Below are 22,325 nucleotides of genomic sequence, written 5' to 3'. Positions count from 1 at the left end.
CATTGAATTTTTCCCTTAAAATCTGTAAAATAAACTTTTTAAAGGACTTGAGATCGATTGAATGAAAAGTGTATAGAGGGATTTTTTCCTATTGTTAGGATGAAAAGTATTTCATTTTTTGAAAATTGAATGGAACCTTTCGGATGTATCTTCCGTCATATTTAAGGTGAGTTGATTTTGTGAAAATTTCAATCTAATATAAATAAGGGCTTTTATGTTTTGTAATAAGGGTGGTTAGTTCATGAACAAGCAGAATACATCTCCTTACTATCAAGGAGATTTGATTTTTATATTTTTAGCCTTCTTTGCCATCAGTGTCATTGCGATTTATGCTGCGGGTCAATTTGGGCAGTACGGATCTAATGCATGGACCAGACAGATCATATACTATATGGTCGGAGTTATATGTATTGTTGCTATTAATTATTTTGACTTAGAGCAATTAGAGAAGCTAAGTCTCTATATTTTTATAGGTGGCATACTGTTGTTACTTTTTCTGAAAGTTGCTCCTGCAAAAATTGGAAGTCATGATTTTGCTCCAATTAAAAATGGTGCAAAAAGCTGGTTTGTGATACCAGGGGTTGGAACACTTCAGCCCTCAGAGTTCATGAAAATTGGTTTGATTATGATGCTCGCATCTGTTATTGGAAAGTCTTCACCTAGAGGAAAGCGGACATTAGAGGATGATATTTTCCTTCTATTAAAAATTGCCGGCGTGTCAGCTGTACCAGTTGGACTGATCTTCTTGCAGGATGCAGGGACTGCGGCTGTTTGTATGTTTATTGTTGTGGTGATGGTGTTTTTATCAGGGATCAATTGGAAACTGATCTCTCTCATCGGTTCAGTGGTTGTGCTTTTAATTGCTTCTGTTTTAGCTGTGATCATCTTATTCCCTGATTTTGCGAAAACAATAGGTATTCAGCAGTACCAGATCAACCGGATTACCGCTTGGCTGCCTGATAGTTCTTCGACAGCCAACCAAACACAGACGCAGGATGCATCTGGATCTGATAAATATCAAGTAGAGCAGGCGATTATGGCCATTGGTGCAGGGCAGATTTTTGGGAATGGCATTAAAAACTTAAAGGTCTACGTTCCTGAAGCACAAACGGATATGATTTTCTCCATTATAGGTGAAGCCTTTGGCTTTATCGGCTGTGCGTTTGTTGTGATCATGTTCTTCTTCTTGATTTACCGGCTTGTCGTACTGATTGACCGTATCCATCCTTATAGCCGTTTTGCGTCATTCTTCTGCGTAGGATATACAGCATTGATTGTAATCCATACGTTCCAGAACATTGGCATGAACATAGGCGTGATGCCTGTAACAGGGATTCCACTCTTATTTATCAGCTTTGGAGGAAGCTCTGTCTTGTCTGTTCTCATTGGATTCGGGATCGCCTATAACGCAAGCGTTCAATTAACGAAATATCAAAGTTATTTATTTAAATAAAACGAGTAAGGGCAGTCTAAGTATAGGCTGTCTTTTTTGATGCGAGTTTTAATTTTTGAAAAGCCCTATGTCTTTGCCTTATGATAGAAGAAGTGAAGGAGGTCTTCGAATTGAACAAAACGATAGAAACCATATTAAATCATCGATCCATCCGTTCGTTTACAGACGAGCGTTTGACAGAAGAAGAGGTGCTGACACTGATCAAAAGTGCACAGGCTGCTTCGACATCAAGCTATGTACAGGCGTATAGTATTATTGGGGTGACAGATCAGGGGAAGAAGGCCAAGCTTGCTGAACTGGCTGGGAATCAGCCATACGTTGAGAAGAACGGGCATTTCTTTGTCTTCTGTGCAGACTTGAAACGCCATGATCATATTGCAAAAAAAGCAGGGAAGAATCATCAGGAGGCGCTTGAGAATACGGAAGCCTTTCTCATTAGCGTCATCGATGCGGCATTGGCTGCACAAAATGTCAGTGTTGCTGCAGAATCAATGGGACTTGGGATCTGCTATATTGGCGGACTGCGTAATCAGCTGAGAGAAGTCTCTGAAGTGCTTGAAACGCCATCTTATGTGCTGCCGTTATTCGGTCTGGCTGTTGGCCATCCAGCTAATCAGTCGTCACAAAAGGAACGGCTGCCAGTTGAACTCATATATCATGAAAATTCATATCAGCAAGATGAAGCGCATGTGGATCGTTATTTAAAAGAATACGACGATCGTATTTCCGCATATTATGAAGCACGAACAAACGGTGAGAGAAAAGATACTTGGTCTGAGCAGATGCTGCGGGGCTTTAGCCAGCCAAAGCGTGCCTTCCTTGGAGAATTTGTGAAAGAGAAGGGATTTAATCGAAAATAAATAAGACATCCCCCTTTCCATTAAGAGAGGGGGATTTCTGTAAGAGGTGCAGCATAATGAAATTAAGTATACTGGATCAATCTCCTTTGATAGGAGGCGCTACGCCTGCTGAAGCACTGAAGCAGACGGTTGAACTGGCGAAGCAGGCGGAGAAGTGGGGTTATCACCGTTTTTGGGTATCAGAGCATCATTTTTCAAACCGGCTTGCAGGATCGAGTCCAGAGGTGCTTCTCGGCCATTTATCAGCCGTTACATCGCACATACGCATTGGCTCTGGCGGCGTTATGCTCCCGCACTACAGCGCCTATAAAGTAGCAGAGAACTTCAGGGTTCTCGAAGCGCTGGCTCCTGGCAGAATCGATCTTGGGATTGGACGTGCCCCTGGTGGTATGCCTATTTCCTCCATTGCCCTTCATCATGGTGAGCGAAAGCGTCTAGGCGACCAGTATCCTGAGCAGGTAGAGGAATTGAAGGTCTATTTACATGATCTAGCGGATGAATTTTACCCGCTGCCTCATTTGACTGCTTCTCCGAAGGTAGAGACCGCGCCAGAAGTATGGATGCTTGGTTCTTCTGGAGGGAGTGCAAGGCTTGCGGCGAAAGCAGGTGCAGGCTACACGTTTGCGCTTTTTATTAATGGTGAAGGCGGAGAAGACTCTGTGGAGCAATATATCAATCGATTTGAACCTTCAGTATTCGGTGATCAGCCGCGTGTCAGTCTGGCAGTCTTTGTTTTATGTGCCGAAACAGAGGAGCAGGCAGAAAAACTGGCTGTCAGCTTAGATTTATCTTTACTTGCCAATGAACAGGGGCTGAATCTTGAAGGCTTTCCTTCATATGAAGAGGCACAGTCGTATTCCTACAGTCCTTATGAACAAAAACGAGTGGCTGCCAATCGTCAAAGGATGGTCGTTGGAACACCAGCATCTGTGAAAAAGCAGCTGACCACACTCGCGAAGGCTTATCGGACAGATGAATTGATCGCTGTAACCATCACACATCACTTGCAAGACAGGCTCACATCGTATCGTTTATTAAAAGAAGCCTTTGATGCATAACGTATGTATATTTATCGCCTGCGGAGCCAGTACAAGGGAAAAAGGAGCATCATGGTGAGGAAGAAGGCGGCTGACACCAGCAGGCTGAGCGGATAGATACAGGAAGCATAAACAGTCAGCTCGCATGCTTGATGAAAAGGACGAGGCTGCTTCGTATGTAAAAAGGTTAGAAAATAAACCAATGTGATCGTCAGAAAAAAAGCAGTAAAAAAAGAAACGATCCATAGCAAAATCAACATGAGTTTCTCTTTCCTCCATATATGATCGAAAAGCCTTGATGAGCTTATCCGCTCATACAAGGCTTTTCTTGTGATCCATATTTATTCAGGGTAAATTTCGAAAGGTTCCTTCGTTTGTACGGTATCTGATTTTCCTTTCAAACTTGCATACGCAAGCATTGTATACTCACCAGCTTCAAGCTTCTGGCCTTGATTGATTGTGCCATTCCATTTTACGCGGTGCTCTCCTTTATCAACATGTTGATAAACACCAGCTTCACCTAAATACTCTCCATCGGTCGAGTAGACAAGGAATGCAAGGTTCTCAGCACCGCCAGGCAGGTAGCTGCTAATGACATAGCTTCCAGCACGATTGTCCGGCTCTACGGAAACAGAAGTGACGCGCGGATAATCAGGCTCTTTCACAATCAATAAAGTAGGGATTTCCGTGACCTTTCTGCCATTTTCGCGAATGGTGATGCTGCCTTGGTACGTCCCTTTTTTGGTTTTTCCGTAATTCACCTGGACTGCGGAAGTAAAGGATCCAGTGGAATTCCCTTTGACGGTGATTTTTTTCGTTCCGTTTGTACTAATGCCGCTGCCATTGAATTTGTAATCAATGGTATACGTTTTCGGTGCTTTTGAAAGGTTTTCTACCTTAAATTTCTTCGTTTTGATTTGAACGCCTTTTTCCTTTAAGAAAGTGCCGTATGAATAGCTCGCATCAGAAACGATAGAAGACGCTTGAAGTGATTCCATGATTCGAACGCTGCCTGTTCCTTGTGTGTTATGAGGGAATGGGCTGCCATTTGCGTCAAATAGTTTTTCTGCTGTATTCATCAGCAATGCTTTGATTTGTTCAGTTGTGTACGATGGTTTTGCTTGTTTGATGATCGCTGCAACTCCTGCCACATGCGGAGATGCCATACTTGTTCCTTGCTTAGAACCATATCCGTAAGGCTGAGAAGGATCATGTGTTGGGATCGTACTCACAATGCTGACACCGGGTGCTGATAAATCAGGCTTAATCATCCACGTATCCACAACCGGTCCGCGGGATGAGAAGTCAGCGACTTGCTCACTAAGTTCTTTGACAAATTGAATGGTGAAAGCCGTTGTATCGTTTCCAGCCTCAATGGCTTTGATAAGCGCTGTTCCTTCAGCTTTTGACAGCTTAATTGTAGGAAGTGCGAGACCTGGTACGTCGACTGGAATCTCTCCATCGGTATTGTTATACATCACAACGCCGATTGCACCAGCGGCTTTTGCATTGTCGACTTTATCCACAAAAGCAATGGCACCACGTTCAATTACGGCCACCTTTCCTTTAACATCGATGTCTTCAAATGCCTTTTCGTCACCGATTCCTGCTTGGACGAGTGTGACTTGTTTTTGGTCAAGCGCTTTTAAATCACTCTCTTGGTAGTAGCCCATGACTTTTGCAGTAGAATAATTCGGGAATTTCACATTGTAAAGGCTGTACGGAAGCTGAGTTGCTCCGACAGAAATGGCTTCTCTTGAGGTGCCGGGAGAACCGACAGTCCAGTTGTTAGGACCGCTGTTTCCATTCGAAGTAACAGCTACAACGCCTTCAGACATGGCCCAATCGAGTGCAATGCTCGTTGCATAATCAGGGTTATTGACACTGTTTCCAAGAGAGAGGTTCATGACATCTGCTCCGTCAGTAACAGCCCGGTCGATGCCTGCAAGAACGTTCTCAGTTGTTCCAGATCCACCTGGTCCCAGTACACGGTATGCAAGAAGCGTGGCATCCTTTGCGACCCCTTTAATTTGTCCATTTGCCGCAATCGTTCCTGCAACGTGTGTGCCGTGATCTGTGGATTCGCCTCTAGGATCTCCTTTAGGTGTCTCTTGCGGAGAATAATCATTATCAACAAAGTCATAGCCTTTGTATAAACCGAAGTTTCCTTTTAAATCAGGGTGGGTATAGTCTACTCCAGTATCAATGACTGCGACTTTGACCCCTTTTCCGGAATAGCCGGCATCCCATGCTTTTGGTGCACCGATAAATGGAGCGCTCTTATCCATAAGCGGGGAGACATCTTCGTTTGGAAGCTGGATGCTTTCCTTTTTCACTTCATCGGTTTTATATGTAACATCCGGATAAACGGCTTTTACTCCATCAACTGCGAGCAGCTTCGGGATTTCGTTTGCAGGAAGTTTCATAGAGAAACCAGAGAAGACTTTTTCATATTCTTGACGAACACTCGCTTTATCTACCTCTTTGAGTGCTGCGTTCTTTACTTTTGTTCGAGATTTTTTGAGGGAGGCTTTTGTTTGTGATTCGCCTTCTTGCTTGGCTTCAACTAAGGATTTTTCCTTTAATTCAACAATGACAGTGGTTTGTTTTCTCGAGTTGACATTGATTTCACCGAAGATTTCTGCTTTTTCTAGTTCCATCTTTTTGTTAGATGGAGCAGCAGCAGCCTGTTGACCGGTAAAGAATGTGGATAAAATAAAAATAGTGGAGAACAATAGAACAGAAGAACGAGATATGACCTTTTTCATTAATTTTCCCCTTTCTAGCTGTGTTTTTAGGGAGATAGCCTTTCTTTTTGTGGATAAATAGGAAAGATTCACTGCCCGTTATTAAGTATTCAATACGTTGAAAACAATTCCTTTACTAAAATGGTCTTATTTTACATAGTTATAAAGAACTATTTTGTTTATAAAGTCGCACTTATTCACAAATGTCTGTTGATAACTCGATTATTCAGATACATATATGGAAAATAAAAAATTTACATACACAAAATCTAGTAAGAGGGTGTTGATATGTGGATAAATCCTGTTGATAAGGTGTGCTTATCTTTGGGATAGCGTGTGTATAAAATTTTCAATGAAACATCCAGGCACATGATGATCTTCTGCACTTTTCAACAAAACTTCTGAAAACTAGTTGGTTTTTTCACCCAGATTGTGACAAACCTCTCTTTTTTCTCGGGATATGATAGGAGCAGTTGTTTTGCTAGAGCTGCTAGATTCTAAGAAAAGCGGAGGGATGTTCAGTGAAGAAATTAAAAAGCTGGTTGAGCGTATGGTTTGGTTTCATGATGAATGTGCTTGTGAACCCTGGTGTGATGATGAAGAATCAAGGGTTTCAGGCGGCCGCGGCGGATGCTGGATTCTTTCAAGTAGTGAAAGAGAGAGAGCTGGAGAAGCTGGCAGAAGAACATAAGAAGAAACGCAGGGCAGAGAAGCGGTTTACTCAAAGTCTGATGATGCTTGAAGAGAAGACGATGCGAGAGGCGCGTGCTGGTCCGCTCTTACCTTTACAGAAAAAGTGAAACAGGGTAAAATCCCACATAAGAAATGTTATCTGCTGGGAGAGGATACCCCTTGAAGATATATAAAATATTGAATAACAACGCAGTGGTTGTGAAGGAGGGCGATCAGGAGAAAATTGTGATGGGACCCGGAATTGCTTTTCAGAAGGGGAAAAATGACGTCGTTCCTCTTCAAAAAATAGAGAAAATCTTTGTTGTGCGTGAAGAAAATGAGAAATTCAAACAAATTCTTGCCACATTGCCAGAAGCGCATATTGAGGTGGCAGAGCATATCATCAGTTATGCAGAGGGGAAACTCATGATGCCGCTCAGTGATCACATTCACATATCACTGACTGATCATTTGTCCTTCGCCATTGAACGCCTTCAAAAAGGCATTGTGCTATATAATAAATTGCTTGGTGAGATCAAAGTCTTATATAAGCAGGAATATGAGATTGGAAAGTATGCCATTCGTTATGTAAAGGAGCGGCTTGGGGTTGAACTGCCGGACGATGAGGCAGGATATGTGGCACTTCATATTCATACGGCCAAAATGAATACGGAGTCCATGAAAAAGACCGTGAAATATACAACGATGATTAAAGAAATGATCGAGCATATTGAAAGCTATTTTCAGCATTCAATTGATGAGGATAGTATTTCCTATCAGCGGCTTGTGACACATTTAAGGTATGCATTAGGCAGGTTGGAATCGAATGAAGCATTTCAAATCATGGACGAAGACATGCTGATTTTTATCCAAACAAAGTATGATACGGCGTACCGGTGTGCACTTGGACTCGCTGATTTGTTAAAAGATGAATATGGACTTCATCTCCCTGAATCGGAGATCGGCTACATCACGCTGCATGTCCAGCGTCTGCAGGAAGCCGAATTGGTTTAAAATGATCGTGCCTGCATGCAGGCTTTTTTTTATGCACACTACTCTTATTAGTGTATATGGGTCATTGGATTTGAAAAAAGAGGTTGACGCATGTCACAGTCTTATACTATGATGAAAGCGTCATCAAAAATTGATATCGCGGGATTGTGACTGTCAGGCAGGCAAGACCTAAAATTTGCGTAACGAGGGGACGTGTATGTCCTTTACTCGTTGGTGAATTTTAGGTCTTTTTTGCTTTAAAAAAGGAGGAGACATCATGGATTATCAAAAAACAGCTAAAGAATTAATGAAACTGTTAGGCGGCAAGGAAAATGTCATCAGTGCAACGCATTGTGCAACAAGACTCAGATTGGTGGTGAAAAATGAGGATTTGATTGACAAAGAGGCCATTGAAGAACTTGAAGGTGTGAAAGGGGCTTTCTCAAGTTCAGGGCAATTTCAGGTCATTTTAGGAACGGGATCTGTCAACAAAGTATATGAACCATTTGCTCGTGAGACTGGTCTTGAGACTGGCGACGAGAAACAAAAGCCTGTCAGCCATGATGAAGCAGTGAAACAAAAAATGAATCCACTTGCGCGTTTTGCAAAGACGTTATCAAATATTTTTGTACCGATCATTCCAGCAATTGTGGCAAGCGGTTTGTTAATGGGTCTCTTAGGTATGATGAAAGCCTTCAAATGGGCTGATCCAAGCTCTGCGATCTTCCAAATGCTTGATATGTTCTCAAGTGCAGCCTTTATCATTTTGCCGATTTTAATTGGGGTCAGTGCAGCGAAAGAGTTTGGCGGAAATCCGTATTTAGGGGCTGTCATTGGGGGAATTATGATTCACCCGAATCTGCTTAATCCGTGGGGATTGACGGAAGCAAAACCTGAATATATGCATTTATTCAATGTTGATATTGCTCTTCTTGGTTACCAAGGGACGGTTATTCCAGTGTTATTGACCGTATATATCATGTGCCTTGTTGAGAAAAATTTAAGAAAAGTGGTTCCAAACAGTATTGATTTACTTGTGACCCCATTTGTGACCGTGATTGTCACTGGATTTGTGACATTTATTGCAGTTGGACCGCTTGGAAGAATGCTTGGTACAGGAATTTCGAATGCACTGACATTTATTTATGACCATGCAGGGTTCTTAGCAGGACTCATTTTCGGCGGTGCTTACTCTTTAATTGTGCTCACAGGGGTTCACCATAGCTTCCATGCGATTGAGGCAGGATTGCTGAATGATATTGGGCGTAACTATTTGCTGCCGATCTGGGCAATGTCCAATGTCGCCCAAGGCGGGGCAGGATTGGCTGTCTTTTTCTTAGCCAAGCGTGCAAAAACAAAAGAAATTGCCCTTCCTGCTGCCTTCTCTGCTTTTTTAGGAATTACTGAGCCTGTCATATTCGGTGTAAACCTCCGCTATCGTCAACCATTTATTGCGGCGATGATTGGAGGAGCATTGGGCGGGGCATTTGTCGTTTTCACGAAGGTAGCAGCCAATGCCTATGGTTTAACAGGCATACCGATGATTGCGATTGCAGCACCATTCGGTGTTCAGAATGTGGTCAATTATGTGATTGGTATGTTAATCGCTGTTGCTGTTTCATTTATTCTCACTATCATTTTTAAAATAAAAGAAGTCGAAAAATAATCAAGGAGTGGTCACAGTCATGACAACAACTGACGCAGCACTTCGTCAAAAGATAGCAGACCGTATTCGAAACTATGAGCATTTGGTCAAAAAGGATGTGTACCGGCAGCATTTTCATTTGATGCCGCCAGTCGGTCTTTTAAATGATCCGAATGGGCTGATTCAGTGGAAAGGAATTTACCACGTCTTCTATCAGTGGCAGCCATTCAAAACGGGGCATGGTGCAAAATTCTGGGGGCATTACACATCGACAGATCTAGTCAATTGGCAGCACGAAGAAGCCGCTCTTGCCCCAAGTGATTGGTTTGATCAAAACGGCTGTTATTCTGGCAGTGCATTTATAGACGATGGGCGGATGTATGTGATGTACACTGGAAACGTTCGGGATGAACAAGGGAACCGTGAGACGTATCAATGTTTAGCTGTTTCGGAAGATGGTATTCACTTTGAGAAAAAAGGTGTTGTGGCAACGCTGCCGGAAGGATTCACTGCCCATTTTCGAGATCCGAAGGTATGGAAGCGAAATGGCCAGTGGTACATGGTCCTTGGTGCACAAAGCTTAGATCTGAAAGGACACCTTGTCTTATTTACCTCTGATACGTTAGATAATTGGACGTTTCAAGGCACGATTGCAGGCAGCGGAAAGAATGGTTTAGACAATTTCGGCTATATGTGGGAATGTCCAGATCTGTTTGAATTAGACGGCCGGGATGTATTGATTGTGTCACCGCAAGGACTAGAGTCGGATGGCTTAAAATATCACAACACACATCAATCAGGCTATTTTGTTGGCACATTGGATGATCACTCCTATCAATATACACACGGAGCGTTTGAGGAACTGGACCGCGGTTTTGACTTTTATGCGCAGCAAACCTTTCTAGACGAAACAGGCAGACGACTTTTAATCGGGTGGATGGGGGTGCCTGATCAAGGAGAAGAGCATCATCCGACCATTTCTTATCAATGGATACACTGTCTCACGATCCCGAGAGAGCTCCATTTAGATGAGGACGGACATCTGATTCAAAAACCAGTAAGTGAACTTCAATCCATGCGGACCAATGAACAAGAGCATGTTTTTCATATTAAACGTTCTGTTCATTCCATCCCTGTAGAGGATATTACGAGCGCAGAGGTATTCATTGATCAAATTGATACACAAAAAGGGTTTGAATGCTGTATCCGTGCAGCAGCACGCATTATCTATGATAAAGAGGAAGGGAAGCTGACATTAGAGCGGGATCGATTTGAAGATCGATCAAAGGAAGTTCGTGAAGCACTTATAGAGGAATTACACGACCTTCATATCTTTATCGACTCATCGTCAATTGAGATTTTTGTAAACGGAGGCCGAGAAGTTTTTACTGCACGTTACTTTCCTTCCCCGGGAAATAAATCGATCTCCATCAGTGGCAGAAATGAAACAAAGCTGAAACTGAAGACATGGCATTTACAAAGAGAAGCAGATCAATGATCTGCTTTTTTCTAGTGAGATCAGCCTGTAACTTAAAGCCTAAAGCGTGTATATACAAGGTTGGCCTAAAGCGGTTTGATGACGTTTTACATATATGATAACAGGTGGAATTATGGTATCATTTTAAAATATATACAGCTGAGGCTGACGTTTATCCAAATGCGGTAGGACAAAAAAAGGGGTTGTTTACTTGAATTCAAAACAGCAGCCGACGACTAGAAAACGCTTGGAGACAATGGCAGATCATGTTGAAGATAAACGTGAAGAATATAAAGAATTGCTCATTCAAGTTCAATCTATTCTCGGTGAACCTTCTTTAGAGCAGGAAGAAGTGAAAGAGAAGCTGTCAGATACGTATAAACAAATGAAAGAATATGCTTTATTTGTTGAATCCATTGAAGCCTTTATTCGAAAAATGGCGAAAGAGTCCGATCAGCAAAAATAGGCATTCATGTATGGATAAAAGAGTGTACCTGCGTGCGGGTACGCTTTTTTGTATTCTGACTGATTATTCGGAAATTTAAATGAAAGCGTTGACATTTATATTGTCATGATCAATAATAAATAAAAATTTCATCTGAGCATGTACAGGAGGAACGATATGAACCATACAACCAAGAAATGCCTGATCACCTTTATGATTGTCCTATTTTCTATGAGTTTTCTCAATCCTTCCGTTTCATCTGCCCGAACTCAACACACGTCATTTTTTGCACCTACTGCCTCTGTACCATCTGGTGAATATTATCGCTCACAAGAGGTGGTTCTCCATTCTCCGGTGCCAAAAGCTTCTCTTTATTACACAAAAGATGGCAGCCAGCCGACAACTCAAAGTCAGCGATATAAAAAGCCTATTCATATTGATGCCAATACGACTTTAAAAGTAAACGCTTACATAAATAGGTATCGACTTGCTACGTCTACGTACAATTATCGTTTTGTCACACGAGAGGATATCGCATCATCCTTTTTATCTTTTGAATATCAAGGAATGCCTTATCGGCTGTATATTCCAAAAAACCATAAAAGGGGTAAAGCCTATCCTCTCGTCCTATTCTTACATGGAGGCGGGGAGAGGGGGCCAGACAATCAAAAGCAGTTACTTGCGAATGATGGTGCAGTTTTATGGGCTTCTCCTGAAGTCCAAAAGAAACATCCTTCGTACGTACTTGCACCTCAGGCGCGAGATGCTGTCGATGGAGGCTTTGCATTAACAAGAAATGTGCAAAATGAAATTGATCTGACAAACGTGTTTCAATTTTCACCAGATTTACACAAAGCTTATGATGTCCTTCAGCATGTGTTAACTTCTTATCAGATTGATCAGAAAAGAATTTATGCGACGGGTTTATCACAAGGTGGATTTGGCACGTACCAGTTGAACATCACATATCCTCGTTTGTTTGCAGCAATGATTCCTATTGCGGGGGGAGCAGATCCAAGCAAGGCAGGAATTTTAGCACACAAGCCAATATGGGCATTTCATGCAGAAGATGATTCCATTATCCCTATCAGCTATGCAAGAAATACAATTCAAGCTATTCAAAAAGCTGGCGGCCAGCCGCTTTATACGGAGTATGCTAGTAAGTATGGATATGACCATGCATCATGGACGCCTGCTTATGAGACGCCAGGCTTAACAGATTGGCTGTTTGCACAGAGACGAAGCTTTCGATAAACAAAAACCGATTCACCTCCTAACAAGGCGAATCGGTTTTTTCTGTTTTATTTGTCAAAACGATGAGCAGAATGCTTTGTTGGTCCAATGTATTCGTTTAGCTGGAAAGAGCCTTTAATGGCAGCCGTGATGAATTCTTTTGCTGCATAAATGGCTTCTTTCACGTCTGATCCATTCGCTAGTTCAGCTGTGACTGCTGCTGAGAATGTGCAGCCTGCGCCGTGTGTGTATTCTGTGTCAATTTTATCTGTTTCAAGGCGCTCGAAGGTTTGTCCATCATAAAGTAAATCGATGGCTTTGTCTTCGCTGAGCTTACCGCCTCCAGTGATAACCACATACTTTGCACCAAGTTCGTGAATGCGTTTTGCTGCTTCTTCCATTTGTTCGATCGTTTTGATCTCGCCGATTCCGCTTAATTGACCTGCTTCGAAAAGGTTAGGTGTGATAACGGTTGCCAGTGGCGTGAGCTTTTCACGCAGTGCTTCCGCGTGCTCTGGGTAAAGGACTTCGTTCGCACCCTTACAAACCATGACAGGATCAATGACGACATTTTTTAGGTCATATGTTTTGATGGTGTCAGCTGCAAGCTCGATCACGTCGACGGTAGGAAGCATACCCGTTTTCAGTGCATCTACACCAATGCCTTCTACAATGGTAGAGAGCTGCGCGCGAATTGTCGCCGTATCAATTGGAAACACCTGATGATCCCAATGATTATGTGGGTCCATTGCAACGACAACGGTTAAAGCTGTCATCCCGTAGACGTTTTTTTCTTGAAACGTTTTTAAATCTGCTTGGATACCTGCACCGCCGCTTGAATCCGAACCTGCGATGGTGAGTGCTTTATTCATAGACATAGTTGCTGAACCTCCAATGTGATGTGTAACAGTTATTGTTCTATCCCTTATTATAATCAGCTTTTCCGTTTATCACAATGAAACGGCATAAAAAAGCGTTCCTCTCTTCGGAACGCCTCTCTTTCTTACCTTTTACAAATCACCAATTTCCCTTTTTTCAGCTCGTCTAAAAGGGTTAAGGCTAACTCTTGATCGGCCCCAGTTGACATCATTTTGGCCATCAGTTCATCATCCCGGGTGCGAATGACATTGGCGACTTGATCCAAAATTCCTTGATCGACCGCTGTCATGCTTTTGGCGTCTGTATGCTCTGTTACGGTATCAGAGCGTTCTGGGTCGTAGGCAAAAACAAAAACAGCGTCCTTTGATGATCCCGATGAATGAATGTGGTCAATGGTCTGTTTTGCTTCTTTACTATTCTCCACCGTGATATATTCCATCATCATCACTCCTTTTCATCAAAAATTCCCATTTTCCCATCAAATCAAACCGCCTTTTATATCATGAGAAGAAAGTCAATTTATGTTTTAATGGAAAAAGACGAATCTATTAAAGGAGTAAGCTGCATATGAAGATTTCCTTATTAATTGTGACACATAACCGGCTCAGCGCACTGTGTGAGCTGCTTGAATCCATTACAAGACAAACCGTACAGCCTTTTGAAATTGTTGTCGTCAATGATGCAGGAGAGCGAGTCGACATCATTCGGGAACTTTACCCTGAGCTTCCGATCCGCTTGATTCATTTAGATAAGAATGTCCAGCATGTAAATGCCAGAAATGTGGGGGTGCGGGAGCTGACAGGCGACGTCATCATGCTGAGTGACGACGATGATTACTTCACACCTTGTCATATCGAACGCATGAGCAAGGCGCTGGAGGATGCCGATTTTGTCTTTTCTGATGCAGAAATTGTATCATTTGAAGAAAAAGGCGCGACCCGTTTTCCGCTGTCGAGACGTTTGTTTGCTTATACAGCAGATATTGAGGATATGCGTGTCTTTTCTACATATGTTCCTTCGGGCAGTATGTACAAACGCTGTATACACGATGAGATAGGCTATTTTGATCCAGCGATGCATCATTATTGGGACTGGGACTTCTTTTTGCGTGTATCACAGCATGCCCGAGTGAAACGAGTGCCAGCTGCGAGCGTGATTTATGCTTTTTTTGACGGCGGTGGAAATCAGTCTAGTGATCTTGGTGAAACAAGGAAAAACTACTTAGATGATTTAAGTGAAAAGCATGAACTGGGCGATCTGCCGACAGCGAACTTTGCTATATTATTAGAAGAACCAGCGATGAAAAAAAGAGAATCAGAGAGTGAGATTGTGTGGGATGGAAAACCGATGATCTCCAGACTAGCGCAGCAAGTAGAAGGAGGAAAACCACAATGAAGCCATTTTTAAATGATAGCTGGTGGGCTGTGATGAAAAGTGAATTTGAACAGCCGTATTATCAGGAATTACGTGAATGGATGAAGGAAGAATATCGCACGCAGACCGTTTTTCCAAAACCAGATGACGTGTATCGTGCTCTTCATTTGACGTCATATGAAAAAGTCAAAGTGGTGATTTTAGGACAAGACCCTTATCATGGCCCAGGGCAGGCACATGGATTAAGCTTTTCTGTTCAGCCGGGCGTCAAACATCCGCCATCTTTGAGAAATATTTTTCAGGAGCTAAAGGATGATCTTGGCTGTCCTGTTCCAAACCACGGCTCACTTGTCAGCTGGGCAGAGCAGGGTGTGCTGCTTTTAAACACTGTGCTGACTGTGAGAAAGGGGGAGGCGAATTCTCATAAAGGCAAGGGCTGGGAACGTGTGACAGACCGCGTGATTGATGTGCTGAATCAGCGTGAACAGCCCGTCGTTTTTGTGTTATGGGGAAGACATGCTCAAAACAAGAAAGAACGCATTGATCAAAACAAGCATTTCATCATTGAGTCACCTCATCCAAGTCCTTTTTCTGCAAGAAACGGCTTTTTTGGCAGCCGGCCGTTTTCAAAGGTAAACGCGTATTTAAAGCAAATGGGGATTGAAGAAATCAATTGGTGTATCAAGGATATTGAATGAAAATAGGACGAGGGGAGAGACCCTTCGTCCTGTTTATTTTAAAAATTTACGAACCAAGTCGAGTCCGTTTTTCGCATTTGGATAACGGAAGGAAAAATCGAAGCGATTGGTTTGCCGCAGGACGCTTTTTTCATGCGTAAAAGTAAAGAAGCTGTCCTTCCCGTGATATCGCCCCATGCCGCTTTCGCCGACGCCTCCGAATGGCAGGTAAGGTGTAGCGACATGCATAAGCGTGTCATTGATACATCCTCCGCCAAATGAGAGGTTGTCTAGAATATAGGTTTCTGTTTCTTTATTTGTCGTAAATAAGTAAAGCGCAAGCGGCTTTGGCCTTGCTTTGATCATATGAACTGCCTCATGCAGAGAATCAAAGGTCATGACAGGCAGAATCGGTCCGAAAATTTCCTCCTGCATGACGGGATCTTCCCATGTGATGTGGTCTAAAATGGTCGGAGCGATTTTGAGCTCCTGTTCATTGCGCTGTCCACCTGTGACGATCGTTCCATTTGAGAGAAATTGTGTAAGCCTGTCAAAATGACGCTGGCTGACATTTTTTCCAAAGTGCGGATGCGTTTCGGGATGTTCACCATAAAAGTCACGGATACAGGCTGTCATTTCTCGCAAAAGTTCCTCTTTGATGGATTCATGAACGAGCAAATAGTCTGGTGCAATGCAGGTTTGCCCTGCATTGGTGAATTTTCCAAAGGTGATCCGCTTCGCTGCTAACTTGATGTCGGCATCAGGCATGACGATGCTGGGACTTTTTCCACCAAGCTCAAGTGTGACAGGGGTCAAATGTTTTGCGGCGGCTTCCATGACGACTTTGCCAACTGCCACACTTCCAGTAAAGAAGATATAATCAAAGGGCAGTTTCAGCAGCTCTGTACTGACTTCAACACCGCCCTCTACGACAGCCGCATGGTCTTCTTGAAATACATGTTTGATGATAGTGCTGATCACTTGTGAGACTGCCGGCGTCAGCTCAGACGGCTTTAAAATCACAGCATTTCCCGCAGAAATCGCGCCGACTAATGGAGAAAGGGCCAATTGGAAAGGATAGTTCCAAGGAGCAATGATGAGCACACTTCCATAGGGTTCCTTGATGATCATGCTTTTTGATCCGATATGAGTCAGCGGTGTTTTCACGCGAGTTGGCTTCGCCCATTTGTGAAGGTGCTTGAGGGTATGATTGATTTCTTCATACACTATCCCGACCTCTGTTGTATAGGCTTCCTGTTCGGATTTATGTAAATCATGGGCTAAGGCCTGTAAAATATCCTTTTCATGCTGTTTGATTGCTGCTTTTAAGTCTTGAAGAATGCGGATGCGTTCTTGAACCGCCGGCTTCTGAAAGACTTTTTGTTTCTGAAATAGAGCAGTGAGCTTGTCCATTATTCAATCCTTTCATAGACGATGTTGTTTCTTTTATTATGTGTGAATGAAGATGACGGGTCAAATAAGAGAGTCGTGAGCGCACTGCTTTAAAAAAATGAACCCATTTGGTTTGTTCATTTGGTAAAATAATGTTGAAAAGAGATTTTTTTAGATTGGAGGGTCTACCCTTGAATATTCATATATCAAGCCTGCTTCAAAAAATGGAGGAAGCGGTTCAAAAAGCAAAACAAAGTGGAAATGATGAAGAGGTGAAACGTCAAGTAGCGGCCATTTCTTCACTATGTGATGTCATTCTCGACGCACCATCACAGGTGCAAATACCACAGTCGCCGGTTATCTCACCACCTCCATCGATACATACACCATCAGCGCCATCTGTGTCTACAGATCAAGCCATGCTGGAGAAACTCATGGGCACAAGTGGCGCGAAGAAATTTCAGCAAAATGATGACGGTCAAAAAGAGAAGGACGGGAATGGCGACTCTATTTTTGATTTTTAATGTCTTGTCACGACAAAGGGAAGGTGATCGGTTTGAAACTATTTTTGGGCGCCATTCAGTGGATGGCATTTTTTATCGCAGCTTCTATTGCCGTACCAATTGCGATTGCACAAGCATTTGAATTGAACCAAGTGCAATCGGCGGAGCTGATTCAAAGTACTTTCTTTTCACTTGGTCTTGTGGCAATGGTGCAGTGTTTATGCGGCCATATGCTGCCGATTAATGAAAGTCCAGCAGGGCTTTGGTGGGGTGTGTATACCCTTTATGCCGGCATGACAGGTACAATCTTTGCGACGTATCCTGAAACCCTGCAAGCATTACAAGGGGCTTTAATTTTTAGTGCTGTTTTCTTTTTTATTTTTAGTCTATTTAAAATCATCAATTGGCTCGCGTCTTTATTTACGCCAGTCGTCACAGGCATTTACCTGCTGCTGCTTGTTGTGCAGCTAAGTCAGCCAATTATGAAAGGGCTGATGGGCATCGGCTATCGGGGAAATCAAGTAGATGGGCTTGTCTTTTGCTTATCGATCTTGATCATTATCCTTACCTTCATGATCAGCCGCTCAAAATGGCATTACTTAAGACAGTTTTCAGTGTTATTCGCACTTGCAGGCGGATGGCTGTTATTCGCTCTACTCGGATTGGCGAAGCCGGTCCGAATTCCAGAACAAATCATCGAGTTTCCGAAGCTGTTTCCATTCGGTATGCCGGTCTTTGACAGTGGATTGCTTGTCACGTCCTTTTTTATAACGATTTTACTCATTGTGAACATGCTGGCAAGTATTCGAATTGTGGAAAGCTCAGTGAAGGCATTTGGTGAACTGCGTGAGCGGAAGAGAGCACGCCCTGCCGGTTTTGTCGCAGCATTTGGTCATTTATTAAGCGGGCTCATCGGGGCGATTGCGCCTGTACCTATTTCTGGGGCAGCCGGATTTATCCAGACAACCAAAATTCCTTCGAGAAAGCCTTTTTTCATAGGAAGTCTGCTTGTTGTTCTCATTAGTTTGTTTCCTCTGCTCATGAGCTTTTTCTCTGCATTGCCATCCCCTGTGGGGCTTGCTGTAAACTTTGTGGTCTTCTCTTCTATGATTGGGATTGCGATGTCGGAGTTTGATCAGTATGAGAAAGAAGAAATTCCGCGGATTCGCTTTGTTCTTGGGATTGCTGTTTTAGCAGGCGTAGGGGCGATGTTTGTGCCTCAGGGGGCCTTGAAAGGGATGCATCCTGTGCTCATTTCATTATTAAGCAACGGTCTTGTTCTAGGCACACTCATTGCGATCGTGGTCGACCAGGTCTTGTTACGAAAGAAAAAGAAATCCGACAATCTCGTGTCAACGTAAAGGGAAAGTTGAATGTCGCCCTTCACCCGCGCTATGATAAATATAATTGACGAGATAAGGAGAATGACGAATGAAACTATTTTTCATTTTAGGTGCCATTAACGCCATGCTTGCTGTTGGACTTGGAGCCTTCGGTGCGCACGGTCTAGAAGGGAAAATCCCTGAAAAATATATAGAAATATGGAATAAAGGTGTTCAATATCAGATGTTCCATGCGATAGGACTATTTATTGTCGCCTTTCTTGCAGATAAGCTATCAGGTGTTTCCCTAGTTCCAACCGCTGGCTGGGTGATGCTTGCAGGCATCCTTTTCTTCTCAGGAAGCCTTTATGTGCTGGCATTGACGCAGGTAAAGATTCTAGGTGCCATTACTCCTATTGGCGGAGTAGCATTTATCGCTTCTTGGATCATGCTTGTCATTGCAGCAGCAAAAAATTTATAAGCCAATAAACCGATGCTCTCATAGGGGCATCGGTTTTTTTCTTAACTCCAGTAAGGGGTATAGTTGGGCGGTGCTTGATAATAAGGGACGTAGTGAGATGGAGGGACAGGATGCGTTTGAGACTCTTCCTCCCGGTGGCAAAATGGTCCGATAAACACACTTGGTTTCACAGGCTTTATCGCCTGCTTCCACTGTGTTTCGTTCATGCAATAAGTATGGGCCATGATGTGAGAAGGGGTGAGGGTGAGAAGGTCTGAGCCTAGGATCACTTCAGGTGTAGATGCGTTAAAAATGGCTAACAAATGAGTTCTGTCTTGGAGAGCGACTTCATAGTGCCACCAGCCTTGAGGCACGTTTGCCACCTGTCCAGGTGTGATGGTGTAGGTGTGCAGTTTTTTTGTAAATGGATTCAGCATCGATACGGCAGCAGAACCGGCTATACAATAAACAAGCTCTGCCGCATTTTGATGATAATGAGGCTCTACGACTTTGCTTTTACTCAAATATATATCCAGCAGGGACACTTGATCCAACGAGTTTAATTGTTTTTTTCCTAATACATTAATCAGGTTATGCTCATCGAATTTCACAAGGGGGCTTTGATTCAGATCGTATGAAAATTTGACATTTGGTGATGTATAATCCAGCTCAACAGTCATTGATGTCACCTCTAGGCTTTTGATAAAAACTACTAGGCATCTTATGAGCAGCGCTCTAGAGGGGTGACAAAAACCTAGACAAAAGAAAAAAGCAAGGGCGCCTGAGCCTTGCTTTTGCCATGCTTGACGTTATCTCGGAGAATATGTTGACATCGAATAAGGATAATCATATTGAATTTCTCCATCAAATGTAATGTAATCAAGATAGATTGTTAATAGTAAGTATCGTGTTCCTGTCTTATTATCACTAATGATAATGTGGTCACGTCCTGCAGCTTCTATGACGCCTCTAAAAATCTTCGAATTCCATTCCTTACTCGCCTCAAACGTCATATAAATCGTGGCTACCTTGCCGCGGTTCAATCGTAAAATATTTTCAATATAGGACTGCTCAATAGGCAGCTGTCCTGTGACATTCTGCTGATAAACCGGTCCAGAAGGAATTTGATAGGGCTGACCGCCGCCCTGCGTTCCTTGGCCTCCTTGTGAAGTACCGGTTGACGGCATTGGTGAAAACCCCTGCTGCATTTGACCCTGCGTTTGGGGAGGGACTGAATAACCCATCTGCTGCGCAGGATACGGATTTGCTCCATATTGTTGCTGGCGGAAATCTTGACCTTCGAAACCCGAACCTTGCCCAAATTGATTTTTCAATTTCATAACGTTCCTCCTCTTTCCTCATGGTGTTCTAAACAGAAGGCGCTAAAGCACCTGTTGTTTCCATAGCATTCTTTCTCTCTTTCACACTATGAGACAGGAGGGGAGAATATGTACATTGAACGAAAAAAAGGAACTGCTATGCAATTCCTCAGCGTGAAGACAATCCCTCGTATTCTATCGGTACTCGTCCTTTTTACATGATCCAGTTTATAGCGTGCTGAATATCAAATAAAAGTGTCATGATGAGAAAAAAAGCGGCGAGCGGTGTGATCACAATGATGAAGGCTTGCCATAATCTGAGCTTCATCACAGCGACAATGCCTAAAACAGCCATTCCCAATATCCACGTCTTTGCATATGCTTCCGTAAGAGGTAAAAGATCGAGATAATACCATACTTCATAATGCTGATCTAAATATGGTGAGATTTTAACAAACGTATACGGACCAAGCATCCCAACAGTGAAAATCCAAGTAAGTGAAAATAAAGCAGAAGGGAAAAAGACCGTCAGTGTGCACGCTTTGAGTATATCTCGATACGCCGTTTGACAGCCGAAAAAGAGACGTCCTAACCACTTGATGATGAGGACACCGAAAAATAGAATCATATTGCCTGCCAAAATACCATATCCCGCTCCTTGTAACAGAATAAAAGGGAATGGAATATGATTGCCCATATACTCGCTAAAATACCCTTCATAGATCCAGCCCGTACCGGCGATACTTGCAAGGAGCATCATCAGCCAAATGGGAATATTGGAATGTTGATATGAGCGAATAATCGTTTTTGTTGCGACGAAAATTTTAAAAAATCGAAAAAATCCTTTTACTTCCTCTTCTTGGGAGTGATCATTCTTCATAGCTTCCAATGTTCTTTACTCCTTTAATACACACAAATGATTACTTATATTACCAAAAAGTTCGCATTTTTCAAAGATAGATCAATAAAAAAATACAATTTTATCAAAAATAGGTCACTCTACAGTCTCTTTAAGAGGAGACACATATGATAAACATAGTTTGAAAGAGACCGAGGTGAAAACTTTGACAAAAGTAACTGTCATTATGACGAGCTACAACAAGGCGGCTTACGTCGGCAGATCGATTGAAGCGGTCCTGCAGCAGACGCTGTCAGAATTTGAACTTTTTATCATGGATGATGGATCAAACGAAAAAACCCTTGCTGCTATTGAACCGTTTCGCAAAGATCCGCGCGTTCATTTTATCCAAAGCGGTGTCAAAACGCTGGAAGAGAGAACAGCGAAAACTCGCTACGCCGTGCTGATTAATCAAGCATTAGAACTGGCAAAAGGGGAGTATATTTCCTATGCCACAGATGACAATGTCTACGCCCCGGACCGTTTAGAGAAGCTCACTCATTATCTAGATGCCCATCCAGGTAAAGATATTGTCTATTCTAGTTCTAAAGTGATCTATTTAAATAGCAAAAAAGAGCCAGTGAAGGAAACGGTTCGGCCGGCGCAAACAGTTCAATGGAATGCCCCCTGCGCCATAGATCATTGCTCGGTCGTGCATCGTACATCCATTTTATCAAAAATTCATGAGGAATTTGGGTCTTACTGGGACGAGAGTCCGCATTTTTACCGAATAGGGGATGCCCGTTTCTTTTTCCGCTTAAATCATTTTTATCCGTTCTATCCCTTTGATGAAATATTAGATACAAATTACATTACAGAACAGTCCATTCATTATCAGCTGGCAGAAGAAGAGAAAAGTGCCTTTATTCAAGCACTTCCCGAGCAGTCCACCTGCTGGGAGCTTCGCAGTATATTAAAACAAAGACATGGGAGGTGACC

At 42.9% G+C, this 22,325-nt stretch carries 22 protein-coding genes; 15 read left to right on the top strand and 7 right to left on the bottom strand.

All coding sequences use genetic code 11. The annotated features are described in order from the left end of the window. The first annotated feature begins 241 nt into the window (after positions 1-241). The 3 genes from MHH61_RS07510 to MHH61_RS07500 all read left to right on the top strand — a co-directional run bounded on the left by MHH61_RS07510 (position 242) and on the right by MHH61_RS07500 (position 3,371). Complete coding sequence (locus tag MHH61_RS07510) at positions 242-1,453, top strand: FtsW/RodA/SpoVE family cell cycle protein (protein WP_125585792.1); 1,212 nt, start codon at positions 242-244, stop codon at positions 1,451-1,453. A 110-nt stretch (positions 1,454-1,563) separates the two neighbouring features. Next, positions 1,564-2,313, top strand: a complete 750-nt coding sequence (gene nfsA / locus MHH61_RS07505; protein ID WP_024426423.1) for an oxygen-insensitive NADPH nitroreductase — start codon at positions 1,564-1,566, stop codon at positions 2,311-2,313. Positions 2,314-2,369: 56 nt separating this feature from the next. Beyond that, complete coding sequence (locus MHH61_RS07500; RefSeq protein ID WP_125585794.1) at positions 2,370-3,371, top strand: LLM class flavin-dependent oxidoreductase; 1,002 nt, start codon at positions 2,370-2,372, stop codon at positions 3,369-3,371. Positions 3,372-3,691: 320 nt separating this feature from the next. On the opposite strand, the gene MHH61_RS07495 is transcribed toward MHH61_RS07500, so the two are convergent. Continuing rightward, entirely contained in the window at positions 3,692-6,118 is a 2,427-nt protein-coding gene (locus MHH61_RS07495; RefSeq protein WP_125585796.1) for a S8 family serine peptidase, read from the bottom strand. 500 nt (positions 6,119-6,618) lie between these two features. Between MHH61_RS07495 and MHH61_RS07490 the strand changes: the two genes are divergently transcribed. From MHH61_RS07490 to MHH61_RS07465, 6 genes are all read left to right on the top strand, one after another. Beyond that, on the top strand, positions 6,619-6,897 hold the full coding sequence (locus tag MHH61_RS07490; RefSeq protein WP_024423829.1) for a hypothetical protein: 279 nt from the start codon (positions 6,619-6,621) through the stop codon (positions 6,895-6,897). A gap of 52 nt (positions 6,898-6,949) precedes the next feature. Next, positions 6,950-7,783: a PRD domain-containing protein gene (locus MHH61_RS07485; RefSeq protein ID WP_024423828.1), complete on the top strand. Its 834-nt coding sequence runs from the start codon at positions 6,950-6,952 to the stop codon at positions 7,781-7,783. A 256-nt stretch (positions 7,784-8,039) separates the two neighbouring features. Further along, entirely contained in the window at positions 8,040-9,428 is a 1,389-nt protein-coding gene (locus MHH61_RS07480; RefSeq protein WP_125585798.1) for a sucrose-specific PTS transporter subunit IIBC, read from the top strand. A gap of 19 nt (positions 9,429-9,447) precedes the next feature. After that, on the top strand, positions 9,448-10,905 hold the full coding sequence (locus tag MHH61_RS07475; protein WP_251215183.1) for a sucrose-6-phosphate hydrolase: 1,458 nt from the start codon (positions 9,448-9,450) through the stop codon (positions 10,903-10,905). A gap of 190 nt (positions 10,906-11,095) precedes the next feature. Continuing rightward, on the top strand, positions 11,096-11,350 hold the full coding sequence (locus MHH61_RS07470) for a hypothetical protein (RefSeq protein ID WP_024423823.1): 255 nt from the start codon (positions 11,096-11,098) through the stop codon (positions 11,348-11,350). Between the two features lie 156 nt (positions 11,351-11,506). Then, complete coding sequence (locus MHH61_RS07465; RefSeq protein WP_125585802.1) at positions 11,507-12,583, top strand: chitobiase/beta-hexosaminidase C-terminal domain-containing protein; 1,077 nt, start codon at positions 11,507-11,509, stop codon at positions 12,581-12,583. 47 nt (positions 12,584-12,630) lie between these two features. Here the strand turns inward: MHH61_RS07465 and MHH61_RS07460 are convergent, their stop codons facing one another. Together MHH61_RS07460 and MHH61_RS07455 are read right to left on the bottom strand one after the other, a co-directional pair. Continuing rightward, a complete protein-coding gene (locus tag MHH61_RS07460; protein WP_024426411.1) occupies positions 12,631-13,440 on the bottom strand; it encodes a bifunctional hydroxymethylpyrimidine kinase/phosphomethylpyrimidine kinase in 810 nt (269 codons plus the stop codon). Between the two features lie 125 nt (positions 13,441-13,565). Beyond that, on the bottom strand, positions 13,566-13,880 hold the full coding sequence (locus tag MHH61_RS07455; protein WP_024423820.1) for a general stress protein: 315 nt from the start codon (positions 13,878-13,880) through the stop codon (positions 13,566-13,568). Positions 13,881-14,008: 128 nt separating this feature from the next. Here MHH61_RS07455 and MHH61_RS07450 point away from each other — a divergent pair, with 128 nt between their 5' ends. Beyond that, positions 14,009-14,836 carry a glycosyltransferase family 2 protein gene (locus MHH61_RS07450; RefSeq protein WP_125585804.1) on the top strand — a complete coding sequence of 276 codons (828 nt, stop codon included), beginning with the start codon at positions 14,009-14,011 and terminating at the stop codon, positions 14,834-14,836. Beyond that, positions 14,833-15,513, top strand: coding sequence for a uracil-DNA glycosylase (locus MHH61_RS07445; protein WP_024426408.1), 681 nt, complete (start codon positions 14,833-14,835; stop codon positions 15,511-15,513). Before MHH61_RS07450 ends, MHH61_RS07445 begins: the two co-directional genes overlap by 4 nt. 33 nt (positions 15,514-15,546) lie before the next feature. Here the strand turns inward: MHH61_RS07445 and MHH61_RS07440 are convergent, their stop codons facing one another. After that, positions 15,547-16,905 (bottom strand): aldehyde dehydrogenase, encoded by a 1,359-nt coding sequence (locus MHH61_RS07440; protein WP_125585806.1) that lies wholly within the window; start codon positions 16,903-16,905, stop codon positions 15,547-15,549. A 170-nt stretch (positions 16,906-17,075) separates the two neighbouring features. Here MHH61_RS07440 and MHH61_RS07435 point away from each other — a divergent pair, with 170 nt between their 5' ends. From MHH61_RS07435 to MHH61_RS07425, 3 genes are all read left to right on the top strand, one after another. Beyond that, the gene (locus MHH61_RS07435) at positions 17,076-17,408 is read left to right on the top strand and encodes a YwdI family protein (RefSeq protein WP_125585808.1); all 333 of its coding nucleotides are present in this window, start codon (positions 17,076-17,078) and stop codon (positions 17,406-17,408) included. A 32-nt stretch (positions 17,409-17,440) separates the two neighbouring features. Continuing rightward, positions 17,441-18,748 carry a purine/pyrimidine permease gene (locus MHH61_RS07430; RefSeq protein ID WP_024426406.1) on the top strand — a complete coding sequence of 436 codons (1,308 nt, stop codon included), beginning with the start codon at positions 17,441-17,443 and terminating at the stop codon, positions 18,746-18,748. A gap of 70 nt (positions 18,749-18,818) precedes the next feature. Next, positions 18,819-19,190, top strand: a complete 372-nt coding sequence (locus MHH61_RS07425; protein WP_003215282.1) for a DUF423 domain-containing protein — start codon at positions 18,819-18,821, stop codon at positions 19,188-19,190. Between the two features lie 41 nt (positions 19,191-19,231). Here the strand turns inward: MHH61_RS07425 and MHH61_RS07420 are convergent, their stop codons facing one another. The 3 genes from MHH61_RS07420 to MHH61_RS07410 form a co-directional block, all read right to left on the bottom strand. Then, positions 19,232-19,849, bottom strand: a complete 618-nt coding sequence (locus MHH61_RS07420; RefSeq protein WP_125585810.1) for a cupin domain-containing protein — start codon at positions 19,847-19,849, stop codon at positions 19,232-19,234. Positions 19,850-19,978: 129 nt separating this feature from the next. Then, entirely contained in the window at positions 19,979-20,509 is a 531-nt protein-coding gene (gene gerQ, locus MHH61_RS07415) for a spore coat protein GerQ (protein ID WP_024426405.1), read from the bottom strand. 193 nt (positions 20,510-20,702) lie between these two features. Next, positions 20,703-21,377: a YIP1 family protein gene (locus MHH61_RS07410; protein WP_024423813.1), complete on the bottom strand. Its 675-nt coding sequence runs from the start codon at positions 21,375-21,377 to the stop codon at positions 20,703-20,705. A 175-nt stretch (positions 21,378-21,552) separates the two neighbouring features. On the opposite strand from MHH61_RS07410, the gene MHH61_RS07405 reads away from it, so the two are divergent. Continuing rightward, positions 21,553-22,323: a glycosyltransferase family 2 protein gene (locus MHH61_RS07405; protein ID WP_164512155.1), complete on the top strand. Its 771-nt coding sequence runs from the start codon at positions 21,553-21,555 to the stop codon at positions 22,321-22,323. Positions 22,324-22,325 lie beyond the last annotated feature (2 nt).

Source organism: Bacillus sp. FSL K6-3154, assembly GCF_040869395.1.
GTDB classification, from domain to species: Bacteria; Bacillota; Bacilli; order Bacillales; family Bacillaceae; genus Bacillus; species Bacillus safensis.
Note: the sequence above shows the minus strand (reverse complement) of the source record. Positions and strands in the feature narration are given on the sequence as shown.

Coding starts and splice junctions, on each gene's coding strand:
- MHH61_RS07450 (WP_125585804.1), top strand. CDS start 14,009: ATGAAGATTTCCTTATTAATTGTGACACATAACCGGCTCAGCGCACTG.
- MHH61_RS07495 (WP_125585796.1), bottom strand. CDS start 6,118: ATGAAAAAGGTCATATCTCGTTCTTCTGTTCTATTGTTCTCCACTATT.
- gerQ (WP_024426405.1), bottom strand. CDS start 20,509: ATGAAATTGAAAAATCAATTTGGGCAAGGTTCGGGTTTCGAAGGTCAA.
- MHH61_RS07465 (WP_125585802.1), top strand. CDS start 11,507: ATGAACCATACAACCAAGAAATGCCTGATCACCTTTATGATTGTCCTA.
- MHH61_RS07460 (WP_024426411.1), bottom strand. CDS start 13,440: ATGTCTATGAATAAAGCACTCACCATCGCAGGTTCGGATTCAAGCGGC.
- MHH61_RS07510 (WP_125585792.1), top strand. CDS start 242: ATGAACAAGCAGAATACATCTCCTTACTATCAAGGAGATTTGATTTTT.
- MHH61_RS07480 (WP_125585798.1), top strand. CDS start 8,040: ATGGATTATCAAAAAACAGCTAAAGAATTAATGAAACTGTTAGGCGGC.
- MHH61_RS07455 (WP_024423820.1), bottom strand. CDS start 13,880: ATGGAATATATCACGGTGGAGAATAGTAAAGAAGCAAAACAGACCATT.
- MHH61_RS07440 (WP_125585806.1), bottom strand. CDS start 16,905: ATGGACAAGCTCACTGCTCTATTTCAGAAACAAAAAGTCTTTCAGAAG.
- MHH61_RS07420 (WP_125585810.1), bottom strand. CDS start 19,849: ATGACTGTTGAGCTGGATTATACATCACCAAATGTCAAATTTTCATAC.
- MHH61_RS07445 (WP_024426408.1), top strand. CDS start 14,833: ATGAAGCCATTTTTAAATGATAGCTGGTGGGCTGTGATGAAAAGTGAA.
- MHH61_RS07500 (WP_125585794.1), top strand. CDS start 2,370: ATGAAATTAAGTATACTGGATCAATCTCCTTTGATAGGAGGCGCTACG.
- MHH61_RS07475 (WP_251215183.1), top strand. CDS start 9,448: ATGACAACAACTGACGCAGCACTTCGTCAAAAGATAGCAGACCGTATT.
- MHH61_RS07425 (WP_003215282.1), top strand. CDS start 18,819: ATGAAACTATTTTTCATTTTAGGTGCCATTAACGCCATGCTTGCTGTT.